The organism is Sorangium sp. So ce204, from assembly GCF_051526795.1.
GTDB classification, from domain to species: Bacteria; Myxococcota_A; Polyangia; order Polyangiales; family Polyangiaceae; genus Sorangium; species Sorangium cellulosum_B.
Window position 1 is genome coordinate 3958714 of the sequence record NZ_CP150317.1, and the last position, 13254, is coordinate 3971967.

At 72.2% G+C, this 13254-nt stretch carries 14 protein-coding genes; 11 read left to right on the top strand and 3 right to left on the bottom strand.

Annotated elements, in window-relative coordinates:
• Positions 1-13 precede the first annotated feature (13 nt).
• From WMF22_RS14810 to WMF22_RS14845, 8 genes are all read left to right on the top strand, one after another.
• Entirely contained in the window at positions 14-289 is a 276-nt protein-coding gene (locus WMF22_RS14810; RefSeq protein ID WP_438036147.1) for a hypothetical protein, read from the top strand.
• An 890-nt stretch (positions 290-1179) separates the two neighbouring features.
• Positions 1180-1437, top strand: coding sequence for a hypothetical protein (locus WMF22_RS14815; protein WP_437299732.1), 258 nt, complete (start codon positions 1180-1182; stop codon positions 1435-1437).
• Positions 1434-2249 carry a hypothetical protein gene (locus tag WMF22_RS14820; RefSeq protein WP_438036148.1) on the top strand — a complete coding sequence of 272 codons (816 nt, stop codon included), beginning with the start codon at positions 1434-1436 and terminating at the stop codon, positions 2247-2249. Before WMF22_RS14815 ends, WMF22_RS14820 begins: the two co-directional genes overlap by 4 nt.
• 384 nt (positions 2250-2633) lie before the next feature.
• On the top strand, positions 2634-3044 hold the full coding sequence (locus tag WMF22_RS14825) for a hypothetical protein (protein ID WP_437299734.1): 411 nt from the start codon (positions 2634-2636) through the stop codon (positions 3042-3044).
• 53 nt (positions 3045-3097) lie between these two features.
• Complete coding sequence (locus WMF22_RS14830; protein WP_438036149.1) at positions 3098-3892, top strand: class I SAM-dependent methyltransferase; 795 nt, start codon at positions 3098-3100, stop codon at positions 3890-3892.
• 150 nt (positions 3893-4042) lie between these two features.
• Entirely contained in the window at positions 4043-6049 is a 2007-nt protein-coding gene (locus tag WMF22_RS14835) for a type VI secretion system Vgr family protein (RefSeq protein ID WP_438036150.1), read from the top strand.
• A gap of 19 nt (positions 6050-6068) precedes the next feature.
• Positions 6069-6425 (top strand): PAAR domain-containing protein, encoded by a 357-nt coding sequence (locus WMF22_RS14840; RefSeq protein ID WP_438036151.1) that lies wholly within the window; start codon positions 6069-6071, stop codon positions 6423-6425.
• Positions 6422-7264, top strand: a complete 843-nt coding sequence (locus WMF22_RS14845; protein ID WP_438036152.1) for a DUF4123 domain-containing protein — start codon at positions 6422-6424, stop codon at positions 7262-7264. The genes WMF22_RS14840 and WMF22_RS14845 overlap by 4 nt, the downstream gene beginning before the upstream one ends.
• An 18-nt stretch (positions 7265-7282) precedes the next feature.
• On the opposite strand, the gene WMF22_RS14850 is transcribed toward WMF22_RS14845, so the two are convergent.
• Both WMF22_RS14850 and WMF22_RS14855 read right to left on the bottom strand, forming a co-directional pair.
• The gene (locus WMF22_RS14850) at positions 7283-9619 is read right to left on the bottom strand and encodes a DUF2169 family type VI secretion system accessory protein (RefSeq protein WP_438036153.1); all 2337 of its coding nucleotides are present in this window, start codon (positions 9617-9619) and stop codon (positions 7283-7285) included.
• A 64-nt stretch (positions 9620-9683) separates the two neighbouring features.
• A complete protein-coding gene (locus WMF22_RS14855) occupies positions 9684-10226 on the bottom strand; it encodes a hypothetical protein (RefSeq protein WP_438036154.1) in 543 nt (180 codons plus the stop codon).
• A gap of 71 nt (positions 10227-10297) precedes the next feature.
• Here WMF22_RS14855 and WMF22_RS14860 point away from each other — a divergent pair, with 71 nt between their 5' ends.
• Both WMF22_RS14860 and WMF22_RS14865 read left to right on the top strand, forming a co-directional pair.
• Complete coding sequence (locus WMF22_RS14860; protein WP_438036155.1) at positions 10298-10843, top strand: DUF4123 domain-containing protein; 546 nt, start codon at positions 10298-10300, stop codon at positions 10841-10843.
• A gap of 190 nt (positions 10844-11033) precedes the next feature.
• Positions 11034-11543 carry a hypothetical protein gene (locus WMF22_RS14865; RefSeq protein ID WP_438036156.1) on the top strand — a complete coding sequence of 170 codons (510 nt, stop codon included), beginning with the start codon at positions 11034-11036 and terminating at the stop codon, positions 11541-11543.
• Positions 11544-11569: 26 nt separating this feature from the next.
• On the opposite strand, the gene WMF22_RS14870 is transcribed toward WMF22_RS14865, so the two are convergent.
• On the bottom strand, positions 11570-11995 hold the full coding sequence (locus WMF22_RS14870) for a CBS domain-containing protein (RefSeq protein ID WP_438036157.1): 426 nt from the start codon (positions 11993-11995) through the stop codon (positions 11570-11572).
• 405 nt (positions 11996-12400) lie between these two features.
• Between WMF22_RS14870 and WMF22_RS14875 the strand changes: the two genes are divergently transcribed.
• A complete protein-coding gene (locus tag WMF22_RS14875) occupies positions 12401-12940 on the top strand; it encodes an LEA type 2 family protein (RefSeq protein WP_438036158.1) in 540 nt (179 codons plus the stop codon).
• Positions 12941-13254: the final 314 nt, after the last annotated feature.

The window sequence follows — 13254 nt, forward strand, 5'->3', positions numbered from 1 at the left end:
ATCCTTCGGGTGCGTGTCGCCCGTCCCGCTCGAGCCGCCGGTGCCGCCGGCGGGATCTCCGGTCGACGAGGAGGAGCCCGCCGTCGCGGCGGAGGTGGAGGCGTCGCCGGCGCCGGCGCCGCTCGTGCTGGGGCCGGCGCTGCTGCCGGTCAACGTCGAGGTCGTGGTGGAGGTGGACGACACGCCGCCGCCGCCTGCTCCACCCGAGCCCCCGGTGTCGGGATCTTCGCCGCTACAGGCGCCCAGCAGCAAGGCCGTAACGCACGAGAGGAAACCCAACGTGCGTTGAGACATCTTGCCCAATGACACGGTGGACGGACCTGCCTGATCGTTGATTCGCATGGTGCTCCTCGTTACCGCTGGATGCCGGACCGCTGGGTGCCGGGCGCATGCTTCCGCGCAGCCGCTGAGCCAGACGCCAGATGGAGCATCGGCCAACCGCCGGTGCCATTGGCGTAGCACGAGGTCTCCGAGCGGAGAAGCGGGTGTAAATTTGCTGCAAAACGATCATTGCCGACGTTGGATGAGCCGTGGGGAAGGGGAAAGTAAAGAGCTTTTAATAAGTCAAGGGTGATCGCCGCTCACCCCAGGTGACCGAGGGGTCCGTGCCCTATCCGCCTTCCTCTTGGAAAAGTGAAGCTGCATCGATGGTTGATCCCGTTCAGTGAGACCATAAATGCCCGTTTCTGCTCAACCGTTCCGCTGGCCTGCGAGTATCGAGGGGGGGCGCCATGGGAAGGCGAGCTCCGCAGGCCAGCGAGTCTGGAGGGGGCGAGCGACCTCGTCCGGAGTCGACCTGGGACGGCTGCGCCCTTGATTGCCTGGCCGAGCGGGGAGCTGCTGGTTACCGGCGCTCCGGGGGACCACGGGACCATGAACGAGAGCCATGTGAAGGGTGGTGTTGCGGCGGGCGCGGAGCTGGAGGTGCGCCGGCGGCGCAATGCCGATGCGCTGCGGGGCGAACACCGCGGCTCTCGAGCGCCGGCTCGCGCGCGGCCAGGCAGCTCTCGATGAGCTCTCGGAGATCGTCACGGCGCATGTGAAGCGACCCGCGGGCGCGTCCTCTGCCTCGTTGACCCTCTCGCGGGGCGCGATCTACCTTGCGAGCGCCCCCATGACCCTCCACGTCGTCCGCCAGGGCGAGCTCCCGGCCGCCATGGCGCGTCGCTGCTGAGGGCGATGCTTCCGGCGGACGAGGTCATCCAGAAGCTGGTGGACGTGCTCGCGCCGTACCTCGGCGAGAACATGGCGCGCGCGGCCGTGCGCAGCCAGGCGGACAAGCTGGGGTTCAAGCACGGGCGCCTCTCCCCGGCCGACGTGGAGCGCTTGCTCGCCGCGGTCGCGCCGGGGCTCGGCGTGTTCGTCGGGCGCGACAAGGCCCAGCGGATCCTCGACGAGGCGCGCGCCGCGATCGGGGCGCAGGGAGGAGCTCGATGACGCGCGTCCCCGTTCGCCGCGTGGCGCCGGTGGTGGTGACGATCGTGTGCGCGGTGTACGTCCCGCGCCTGCTGCCGCAGACCGCCGAGCTCTCCGAGCGGCTGCTCCCGACGCCGGTCGTCGACGCCGTGGGTCCGGTCGTGCGGCTCGCGTGCCTCGCGGTCGCCGCCGTGTTCGGGCTGCGCAGCGCCGCGCGCCTCGAGCGCGACAACCCGGCGCGCGGCCCGTGGTTCCTGCTCGGCGCGTGGCTCGCGCTCTTCACCCTGGGCCAGGTCGGGCTCGTGTACTATCCGCTCGTCGCGCGCGCGCCGACGCCGCTGCCGTCGATCGCGGACGCCGCGTTCCTCCTGGGATACGCGCTGCTGATCGTCGCGTCGGCGCGCTTCGTCTTTGTGTACCGCGCGTCCGGCTTCCCCGTCGGCAGCGCGCGCGAGCACCTCGGCATCGCCGCGGGCGCGGCGGCGGCGATGGCGATCGTCGGGTATCCCCTGCTCGCCCCGATCGCGCGCGCGCCGGTGCCGCTCGGCGAGCGGCTCATCAACATCGCCTATCCCATCCTCGATCTGATCGCGCTCGTCCCCGCGCTGGTGATGCTGAGGATCGCGCGCGCCTTCCGCGGCGGCAAGGTGTGGGCGATCTGGGGATCGCTGCTCGCGGGCTGCGCGCTCATGGCCGTGGGAGACATCCTGTTCGCTTTCTTCTCCTCGGCGAAGGTGACCGCGTTCGGGCCAGGCGTGGACATGATGTTGCTCCTCGGGTACTTCGCGGCGGCGTGCGGGACGATGCTGCAATACGAGACGATCACCGACTGACGACGGCGGCGCGGTGCTCGCCACGGGTCACAGGCCGCCCCGGCGGCGCGCGATGGTACGGTCGGAGGGTGACGGCGGGCGTGACATGTCACGCTGTCGGCCGTGACATGTCACGCTGTCGGGTGTGACATGTCACGGCGGCTCGTCCGGCGCAGAGGTCGAGCCGTCGGCCCGGCGCGCGCCGCGGCTCGCCCCTCGGGGTCGAATTTGCCGCGTCGGTGCGCTCGCGCTGCGCCCATGAACGTCACGCCGGGGAGGGCGCGCCAGGCGGCATGCGCGTTGCGTGATCGCTCGCTCGCGACACCCGTCCACGGGCGCGCGGCGCCGCCGCGCCATCACACGGAGCTGAGCGCCATGATGTCTGCGCCGATACCGATGACGACAATGAATCTCCTCACGAGGTCCCTCTCCGTCGAAGAGCGGATCGACGAGGCGGTCCTCTGCGCCAACGTGCCGAGCCCGCTGTCCTCGGTCGCCTTCCACGAGGACGTCGAGTGCATCCGCAGGTTCTTCGCCGCGGGGTTCCCGGTTCACCTGGCGGTTCATCGGGTGGACAGCGCCGAGGCGGCGCGCCGGGATTACACGGCGCTGCACACCCACGACGGCCCGGAGATCAACCTGATCCTCCCGGATCCCGCGGGCCTCGAGTACCGCGTCGAGCTCGGCTCCCGCGTCCACCACGTCACCGAGAGCACGAGCATCTGGATCCCGCCGGGCGTCCCGCACTCGGCGAACGTGGTCCGGGGCTCTGGCTACTTCATTACCGCGCGCTTCGACCACGGGGGTGCGAGGTGAGCCGTGACCTTCGTCGGAGCCTCGACGAGGACGCGGGCGTCAGGAGGCCCGCCGTGGCCGCGTCGAGCGCCGCGCAGGCCTACCGGAGAGGGAGCCTCTGGCAGCGGGGGCGCGGCGAGCGCCTCATCGCGTTCGCCGGCGTGAGGCGGGGCGAGCTCGTGCTCGACCTCGGCTGCGGCACCGGCGGCCTCACGCGGCAGCTCGCAGAGCTCGTGGGCCCCGACGGGCGCGTCCTTGGGATCGATCCGGACGAGGCGCGGATCGCGCTCGCCCGGCGCACCGCAGGCGCGCCCAACCTGGAGTTCCAGGTGGCGGCGGCCGAGACCCTCGGCGAGGTCGTCCGGGACCGCCCCTTCGATCTCGTCTTCTCGAACTTCGTGTTTCACTGGATCCGCGACAAGCGCGCGGTCCTCCGCCGGATGCGCGACCTGCTCCGCCCCGCGGGGCGCATCCTCGTCCAGTGCGTCTCGTCGCTCCCCGTGCTCGTCGGGGAGCTCTCGCGGCTCGCCGACCCTTCGGGGGAGAAGATCCTGCGGGATTTCGCCTTCGAGGACGCCGCGGCGCTCGGGCACCACGTCGAGGGCGCCGGGCTCCAGCTGCTCCGCCTGGAGGAGCAGCATGGAACTCACGTGTACCCGACGCTGGACGCATTGCTGCGGTGGTGGCAGGCGACGACCCACGAGCGGTTCGACCCGCGGGCCGTCGAGCCCGCGGCGCTCTCTCGGTTCGCCGAGCAGCACGGCGACGGCGGCGTGTTCCGGGTGCGCGAGACGTTCTGCTGGTTCGAGGCGCGGCTCGCGCCGGCGCACTCGTGGGGACGCGAAGGCCGACCCCCTGAATCTCGATGATTTTTTCTGGATTGCGTCGACGTTTGTCTGGTCCCGGGGCCAGGACGACGCGATGCTCCTGGTTGCCACGCCCCCGTTCTTTTCCGAGGTGGGCTATCCTCCGCTCTCCGCAGCCTCCCGCGGCGGCGCTCGCACCCAGGACCGATCCGAATGGCGATCTTCGAGCTCTCGTTCCAGTCCGGGGAGGCCTCGCTCTCCGTGCGCCGTGTCGTGGTCCAGGAGGCTGTCTCCGAGCCCTTCGCCGTCTCGGTATGGGCCCGGTCCAGGCTCTCGGATCTCGAGCTGGAGTCGCTCGTCGGCCAGAGCGCGGCGCTCCAGATCCAGCCCGACGCCGCGCACCTCCACTGGCTGAGCAGCAGGCTCTGGCAGGGCGTGTGCAGCCACGTGGAGCAGGTGCAGGCCGAGCCGACGGGGCTCTCGACGTACTACCTCCGCATCGTGCCGCGCCTCTGGCTGCTCACCCAGCGCCGCGGCCACCGCATCTACCAGCACCTCTCCATCCCCGACATCGTCGACGCGCTCCTCGGCGAGTGGGCGATCGAGCCGGCGTGGAAGATCGATCGCGGCGCGTACCCCAGGCTCGAGTACAAGGTCCAGCACGGCGAGAGTGATCATGCCTTTCTCTCCCGCCTCCTCGAGGAGGCGGGCATCGCCTACACCTTCCCCGACCGCGGGGCGGACACCAAGCTCACGCTGAGCGACAAGCTCGAGGCGGAGCCGCTGAGGCCGGGGCCGCCGCTGCCGTTCGTCGACAACCCCCTCGAGACCGCCGAGCGCGAGTTCGTCACCAGGGTGCGGCTCGGCCACGAGGTCCGGCCCGGGGCGAGCACGATCCGCGGCCACGACTTCCGCAAGCCCTCGTTCGCGCTCACCGGCGAGGCGCCCCCGGCGCCCGCGCCCGAGGCGAAGTACGAGCAGTACCGCTACGAGCCCGGCGCGTTCCTGGCCGCGAGCGCAGGAGGCGGCGCGCCCGTCGGCGACGCCAAGGGCGTTTACCGCCACGACCCGAAGCACGGCGCCGATCTCTCGACTCGGGTCCTCGCGGCGATGCGCGCCGACAAGCGCGGCGTGCTCTTCGAGGCCAACGTGATCGACCTCTACCCCGGCCGGGTCTTCGCCGTCGATCAGCACCCGCACCCGGAGCTCGGAGGAGGGCCGCTCCTGGTGGCCGAGCTCGAGATCGTGGCCTCGCTCGGCGAGCCGTGGAGCGTGCGCGGGCGCGCGCTCTTCGCTGATCCCAAGGCCCCGTACCGGCCGGCGCGCAAGACGCCCAGGCCGGTCGCGCCCGGGCTGCAGAGCGCGACCGTGGTGGGGCCGCCGGGCGCCGAGATCCACACCGACGAGCTCGGGCGGGTGCGCGTGCAGTTCCCGTGGGATCGCGAGGGCAAGCTCGACGACAACAGCTCGTGCTGGATGCGCGTGAGCCAGGGCTGGGCGGGGGCCGGGTTCGGGATGTTCATGCTCCCCCGCGTCGGCCAGGAGGTGCTGGTGGCCTTCCTCGACGGCGATCCAGATCTCCCGATCGTGGCCGGGCGCGCCTTCAACGGCCGCGAGCTCGTGCCGTACAAGCTGCCGGATCACAAGACGGTGAGCACCTGGAAGAGCAGCTCGTCGCCCGGCGGCGCGGGTTACAACGAGATCAAGTTCGAGGACCAGGCGGGCCAGGAGCTCGTCTACATGCAGGCGCAGCGCGACAGGAACCAGCTCGTCAAGCGCGATGACGTCGAGCGCACCGCGCGCCACAAGCGGAGCACCGTGGGAGGCGACGAGCACGTGGTCGTGAAGGGCGCGCGAAAGCAGCTCGTCCACGGGGGCGACCACGTGCACGTGAAGCTGGACCAGCGAACGGCCGTCGACGGCTCGGTGTCGCTCACGGTCGCGGTGAACCGGGACGAGCGCGCGGGCGGGAACCACGCGCTCGAGGCCGGCAAGCAGATCCACATCAAGGCGGGCGCGACCCTGGTGCTCGAGGCCGGGCAGCGGCTCACCATCAAGGGGCCTGGAGGCTTCATCGACATCCACCCGGGGGGCGTCGACATCGTGGGATCCATCGTCAACATCAACAGCGGCGGCGCGCCGGGCGCCGGCCAGGGCGCGAACCCGGCGGCGCCGCTCGAGGCCGAAGAGGCGCACCCCAAGGACACGCCGTCTCCCTGAGACGAGGAGGAGCGAGATCATGCCTGCAGCCGCGCGCCTCACCGATCTGCACACCTGCCCGACCCACCCTGGGCCCACGCCGATCGTCTCGTCGGCCAGGACGGTGAACATCGGCTTCCTGCCCGCGGCGCGGGTCGGCGATCGCGCCGCGTGCCCGGCCAGCGCCGCGATCGTCGAGGGCTCGGCGACCGTGTTCATCGAGGGCGCCATGGCCGCGCGTCTCGGCGATGAGACGGCGCCGAAGGGCGCGGTCGTGACGGGGTGTCCGACGGTGAACATCGGCTCGACCCCCGCCATCGACGCGCTGCTCGCCGCGTCCGAGTCGGGGACTCCGTTCCTCGATTGCGAGAGCTGCCGGATGGACGGCGCCGGGTGAAGGCGCTGCTCCACGTGACATCAGGGCTGCTCGCCGGGCGGCGCGTGCGCCTCCAGGCCGGCGAGGCGCTGCGCGTGGGGCGCCTCGGGCGGGCCGATATCGTGATCTCACAGGACGAGCAGATGGCGCCGGTGCACTTCGAGATCGCGTGGGACGGCGCCGCGTGCCGGCTCGTCGATCGGAGCCGCCGGGGGACGCAGGTCGGCGGCAAGGCGGTCGCCGAGGCCACGATCGGCGACGGCGCCCTCGTCGTCGCGGGGCAAACCCGCTTCCTGCTGCGGCTCGTGCCGGACGATCTGGGCGCCGATCTCCCGCCTGCGCTGCCGCGCCCGCCGCCGTCACGGGAGCTGCTCGCCGCGCGGGCGGCCGCGCTGGAGGCGCTGCAGAGCGAGCCGGAGCCGCTCTTCGCCCTCCTCGACGCCGCCCGCGAACGGCGCATCCTCACGCTGCTGCGCGCCTGCGAGGACGAGAATCGCTCGCTCTTCGAGGGCGTCGCGGGCGAGGCGATGGCCCGGGCGGCGCCGCACCTGGTGCGGATCGAGAAGGGGTCGGCGCTCCTGCCGGTGCTCGTGAACGAGGGGTGGGGCGAGAGCTGGGGAGTCTACCTGACCGGGCGGAGGCCTCTTCGAGAGGTGCGGCAGAGATTGCGGCGGTCGCTGATCGTGAGGGACGAGGAGACGGGGAAGGGGCTCTATTTCCGGTTCTACGATCCGCGGGTGCTCCGGTTGTTCCTGCCGTCGTGCTCGGCGCGGCAGCGGAGCGAGATCCTGGGGACGGAGATCGGCGGGTTCTTCATCGAGGGCGAGATGGGCGAGGTGCTGCGCCTCGGGGGGGCGTGACGGCGCCTGTCCGGATCCTCATGACGCGCGCCGCTGCCTGACCTGCACCACCCGCCCGAGCGCCGCCGCCTGGAGCGCCACCGGCTCCGCCTCCCGCTCGTCCATCGCCGGGTGCACCGCCGCGATCACCCGCGCCCGGAAGCGCGCCGAGAGCGGCAGCGCCTCGGCGATCGAGGCCGGCAGGTAGATGACGAGCGGCTGCGTCTCTCCCGCGACGCGCAGCAGCCCGCGAAGGTGCGGCCCGCCCAGCACCTTGCGCTTCTGGTAGTGCCGCTGCTCCAGCAGCGCGCGCTCCACCTGCTCGTTCGCGAGCTCCACCCGGCCCTTCTTGCCGTGGCCGAGCGCCTCGCGGATCTTCCCGCACAGCGCCTCGGCGACGGCGGGCGCCGTCGAGACGCCCGGCGTGGCGAGGAATTTCTCGGCGGCCCCGAGCGCCGCCGCGAGCGCGTCGTCGCCTGTCGCGAGCGGCGTCGCCGTGGAGACAAGCGCCTTCAGCGTCTCCACTTCGTCGAAGGACAGCGAGAGCTCGCCCTCGATCAGCTCGAGGGGCGGCACCGGCATGCCGCGCTTGCCGGCGGCGCGCTCGAGCGCCCCGTGCACGCCCGCGACATCGGCGGCCGCGCCGCGATCGAGGATCTCGAAGACCTGCGCCCGATCCTCGATCTCGGCGGGCTCGTCGGAGAGGGCCGGATCGTCGACCTCCGGGTCGAGGGGCTCGGCCTCCATCGCGTCGAGCAGGCGCTGCCAGGCCGGCTTGCGGACGATGCGCGGCACGCTCTTCCGATCGAACCAGACGAGCGTCAGCGCGTCCCGCTGCGCCGGCGCGAGCGCGGCGCCGGCGTCCGCTGCCCCGCCTGTGCCCGCGAGCATCGCGCCGATGGTCTGCGGCGCCGCCGGCGCGTGCGGGATCATGCCCATGGCGCTCGACCCCGGCTGCGGAGCGCCGGCCGCCCAGGGGCTCACCGGCTCGCCGGGCGACGCCTTCACGATCGGCGGGGCAGGGATCGGAGAAGGGGTGTTCGGAGGAGGGGTGTTCGATGCGGCGGCGGGGGGCGGCGCCGAGGACGGGGCGACGAAGGGGAGAGGCACCTTCGTCGCCTCCTCGGTGAGATCGCTCGTCTGGCCCTCGGTCGAGCTCGGCTTCGGCCGGACACCGGGCGGCTCGGCCGGCCGCGGAGCGGGCGCCTCGGGAGGAGGCGGCGCGGGCGGTCCCGCGCGAAAGGGCATGATCGACGCCTGCACGACGTCGAGCGACTTCGCCGGCATGTCGACGGTCTGCTTCGACGGGGCGAGGGAGGGAGGCTTCACCCTGGGCGCAGCCGGGGCCACCCGCGGCGGCGGCTGGGGCCCCGGCGCCGAGGGGGTGGGCGCCTCGGCCGGCGCCTGCCGCGCGGGCCGCTCCAGCGAGACGCGGATCTGCCCTGACTCCTTGGGGCTCGCGAGCGGGAGCTGGCCTCGCCAGGTCAGCGTGCAGAGGAGGCGATCGGTGTCGATCACGAGCGTGTCGCAGCGCATGGCGAGATCGCGCGGCCCGCCGGCGCGGCCGGTGACGGTCGCCCGCGGGCGCACGCCGGGAAGGCTCGTGACGAGGCGCGGGTGGCGGGGATGGAGGTTCTCGAGCACGATCTGCTCGTCCTCGCGGAGCTGCAGCAGGCGCTGATCGAGCGGAGCGATGTTGAAGAAGGTGCGATCGAGATCCTCCGGCAGCGGGCTGGAGAGGAGCGCTCCCGACGACCAGGCCGCCGCGTGTCTGCCGAGCCTGCGGTGCCGCAAAGGCCAGGTGGGGGCGATGGGCCCGAAGCCCACCGCCGCGATGGGGTCGTCCGGGCTGGACACGACCCGATCCACGGGGAGGAGGTTCGGGACGGCGGCCCTGCCGCGGGCGTCGCGCGCCTCGCGATGGATTCCCGCAGGGTTGTCCGTGTCCGGCCCGCCCGCGGCGCGCTCGTAGGCGAGCGGCATCGCCGTGAAGTGCGCTCCTTCCTGGAGCTCGCCCTCCTGGGTGAACAGGCGATCGCAGGACACCTGAATGGGTTTGTCGATCTCGCCCACCGCCATCCGCGCGACCAGCGACCGCGCGGGGCTGCCGCCGGGCGCGTGGGCGTGGCCGACGAGGACGACATCGGCGCCCTGCTTCAGCGGCGCGAGATCGCTCGCCTCGATGAGGCTGCGCGCGGGGTCGCCGTCCAGGTGCGCGTCGCGCTCGCGGATCGGCTCCTGCGCGGGCGCGAGCGGCGACTCGCCCGGCGCGAGCGTGAACGTCGCCTTGCAGACGACGGTGAGCACCCAGGTCAAGGAGCGCACCTGCCAGAGGAGCGAGGCGACGGGGAGCGGCCCGTCGGAGACGACATCCATAGGTGGGCCGACGGTACCACCACTCCGGCCGATTGGATTCGGTCAGGCGCGGCGCTCCGCGCCGTCAGGGGGCGCGCGGGCTGTCCGCGATGAACGGGAGCCCCGCCGCGGCGGCGTCCCGGAACGCCTGGGCCGAGGCGGCGGCCCGCTGCATGCACGGCCAGCACGGCTCCGCCTGCGCGTCGTCGGGCTCCTCCACCGGCGCTGCCGCGGCGCGCGGGCGCTGGGCCGGGACCGCCGCGGCGGGAGAGGGCGCGGGCTGGCCCAGGTCGTTCCCGGAGCCGCCCTGGTCAGGGGCCTCCGCGACGTGCGCCCGTCCCGCCGCGAGCGCGGCCGCGAGGTGGTCGATCACCTCGCGATCGTCCGGCGATATCGAGAGCCAGGGCCGATCCTCGCGGAGGAACCGCCGCAGCTCGTGCAGGATCTCGGCGCGCGCGCCGAGCGAGGCGATGGTGCGCCGCGCCGCGAGCCGATCTCCGCGAAGCGGCACGCGATCACCCGGGGGCGGCTCTTCCCACGACCAGAAGAGAGCGATCCACCGCTCCTCGCCCGGCCTCGCGGGCCCGCCGCCCTCCGGCGAGACAAGGTCGAGAAAACGCTCGTTCAACCGCAGCCGCAGCACGGAGGCAGGTTATCATGCCCGGGGCCGCGCCGGGCGGCCTCGCCGCGAGGTGATGGATGGATGACGCCGCGCTCGATCGAATCGTTCAGCACCTCTGGGGCGCGGAGGCGGATCTGGTCTACGCCGTCCTCGACGGCGCGCGCGACACGGCGATCTCCGCCTCGGTGCGCTCCTCGGACCTGCCGCACTGCTGCCTCCTCGCGGGCGACCTGGGCCCGGAGCTGGCCCAGGTGGCGCCTTACCTGGTGAGGCTCCAGCGATCGGGCGAGCTCACGCGACGCCTGCTCCGGCTCGGGTGGGGGAAGAGCTGGGGTATCTTCCTCGCCACGCCGTCTCCCCTCGAGACGGTGCGGCGGCACCTGCGCCGGCTGCTCCGCGTCCTGGGTCCGGACGGAGCGGCCGTGTTCTTTCGCTACTACGACCCGCGGGTATTGCGCACCTACCTGCCCACGTGCAACGCCGGCGAGCTCGGCGAGGTGTTCGGTCCTGTCCTCCGCTACGCGGTCGAGGGCGAAGACGCCGGGGAGCTCGTCGTGTTCCGGCGCGCCGGGCCCGAGCTCGCGCGCTCCGTCGTCGACCTCCGCGCGGCCGCGCCGGCGTGAATCCGGAGCGCGGCCCCGTTGCTCCGTGCGCGTGTCGTTCGCGTCGACGCAAGAACTGCAGGTCGCTGCCCACGATCCCCGCTGCGGATCCTCGGCAACGCCACCTTGCCAGCCCGCGATGAAGCCCGGCGGGACGTCGGCGCGCGGGTTGCACGTCGTGAGTCCAGTGCGACCAACGCTTCTCGAGATCGTGGTCAAGACGGCCGTGACCCACGCTGTCACCTACACCATCGTGGGCCTTCTGGCGTCTTCGCTGCTCGATTATACACGGTTCTTCGCAGAGTCCAGCCTGAACCTCCTGATGCGGCCGACGAGCGATCCCTGGGTGATGGCGGGACCGCTCTTTCAGCCCCTCCGGGGAGCGATGTTCGGAGGGGTCTTCCATCTGCTGCGCGAGCCGCTCTTCGGGAAGAGGAGCGGGTGGCTGGTGATGTGGATCGCCCTGGCGGTGATAGGCATCCTTGGCACGTTCGGACCGGCTCCGGGATCCATCGAGGGGATGCTCTATACAACGTTGCCGACATGGGTCCACCTCAGGGGCCTTCCAGAGGTTCTCCTGCAGTCCCTGTCTCTGTCGCTGCTGCTGTCAACCTGGGTCCATCATCCGGAGAAGAGATGGTTGCGCTGGATGATGGGAATTGCCTTCTCGGTCCTGCTGTCGCTCCCCGTCATCGGCCTGCTGGTAGGTCAGCCACGGTAGCCGAGCCCACCTCCCTGAAGCGGCGGTCACTCCTCCCCGAGGAGCCCGCGAAAGATGTCCACGTAGCTGACGATGCCGACCAGCGCACCTTCTCCGTCGACGACAGGGAGCGCGCCGATCTTGTTGTCGAGCATGAGCTCCATGAGCTCGGTCACGTCCGCGTCCGGACTGGCGCTCACGACATTGCCGCTCATGATCGTGGACACCGGCGCGCTGGCCTTCCGCGGCGCTGCCCCGACCGCCGCGGTGTCCTCGGCGTAGGGCGACTGGAGCGCGCGCAGGTCGCGATCGCTGAGCATCCCGACCAGCTCACCCTGCTCGTCGACGACCGGCACGTGGCGGAAGTCCATCGTCTGGAGCACGTTCACCGCCTCGCCGATGGGGTCGTCGACCCGCACGGTCCGGGGGTTCTCGGTCATGAGCTCGGCGGCGCAGATCTTGGGTAGAGGCATCACATGCACCGTTAAAGCAACTTCCGGACCAGTTGGTCCTTCGATGATGTCGAGCTCGCCGGGCGCGCGAGCGGCCCCATCCGCCGGCCCGTCGACGCCGCCGAGGGCCTCTCCGAGGTGCGCGAAACGACGCGAAACGACGCGACACGACGAGATGATAAAGGCCTTCGGCGGCGGGAGCCTTCGAGGGGTGGAGCCAGAGATCGTCTCTGGCCGCGATGGACACCGGCCGGTCGTGGATGCGTGGCGTGGCCTTGACTGCTGAGCGCGCATCGCGCGACAGCCACACTGCATGCGACCTCCCGTCGTGATCCGAGCTCTCCGCGCGCCGCCGTTCGCCGCGCCCGCCCCGCCACGCCACGCCGCGAGGTGACGGCGTGGCCCTGCGCGGTTAAGCTCGCGCTCGTGCCGTTTCCCCGGAAGACCAACCCCCAGCGCCGCCTGCCCGCGCTCGCGCTCGCGCTCGCAGCGCTGACGGCGATCGCCGGCGCCGCGTGCGTCAGCAAGCCGACGATGCAGCTCGACCACGCCGAGATCACAGGGATCCGCATCGGCTTCCCGCCGAGCCTCGGCATCCTCATGACGATCGTCGTCAACGTCCACAACCCGAACTCGTACGACGTCGCTGTCCGCGCGGTGCGCGGTCAGGTCGTGCTCGCCGGCCGCTACCCGCTGCCGGTCGACTTCCGGGCCGACGGCGACGGCGTATGGCTCGCTTCCGACCGCACGACCCAGGTCCGCGTCCCCGTCAGCGTCCCCGTCGATCTCGGCCTCCAGCTGCTCCGGGAGACGCTCACGTCGCCCGTCATCCCGTACCGCTTCAGCGGCCGGGCGGACGTCACCGCGACGCGCACCTTCCGGCTCGAGGCCGACGATTACTCGGTCGACGATCACGGCGTCGTCGCCCGCAACCAGATCGAGACCGCCCTCGGCATCCTGCGATAACACCCGCCGCGCCCGGATCCTGCTGGCTGCACGCCAGCGGCCAGCGGGGCGCCCCCGCGCGGACGAACACGCGCTCGGTCTCCGGCGAGGACCACGCGCCGCGGTGCCCGCGTTGGCGTGGCGCACGACGTGCCGATGTTGCCCAAGTCGCGCCGACGTGGCGCGGCCGCCCTCGACGTCGGCGCCCGCGCTGGCCGGCCGGCCAGATCGACGCGCGACGCAATGACAGTCCATGACAGCGGCGCGCCCGCGCCGTGAGCGTCTCGCTCCTCCCTGGTGGCGGCTCCCGCCATCGGATGGAGGCTCCGGCCTCC

Coding starts and splice junctions, on each gene's coding strand:
- WMF22_RS14835 (WP_438036150.1), top strand. CDS start 4,043: ATGGCGATCTTCGAGCTCTCGTTCCAGTCCGGGGAGGCCTCGCTCTCC.
- WMF22_RS14825 (WP_437299734.1), top strand. CDS start 2,634: ATGAATCTCCTCACGAGGTCCCTCTCCGTCGAAGAGCGGATCGACGAG.
- WMF22_RS14860 (WP_438036155.1), top strand. CDS start 10,298: ATGGATGACGCCGCGCTCGATCGAATCGTTCAGCACCTCTGGGGCGCG.
- WMF22_RS14870 (WP_438036157.1), bottom strand. CDS start 11,995: ATGCCTCTACCCAAGATCTGCGCCGCCGAGCTCATGACCGAGAACCCC.
- WMF22_RS14850 (WP_438036153.1), bottom strand. CDS start 9,619: ATGGATGTCGTCTCCGACGGGCCGCTCCCCGTCGCCTCGCTCCTCTGG.
- WMF22_RS14840 (WP_438036151.1), top strand. CDS start 6,069: ATGCCTGCAGCCGCGCGCCTCACCGATCTGCACACCTGCCCGACCCAC.
- WMF22_RS14820 (WP_438036148.1), top strand. CDS start 1,434: ATGACGCGCGTCCCCGTTCGCCGCGTGGCGCCGGTGGTGGTGACGATC.
- WMF22_RS14815 (WP_437299732.1), top strand. CDS start 1,180: ATGCTTCCGGCGGACGAGGTCATCCAGAAGCTGGTGGACGTGCTCGCG.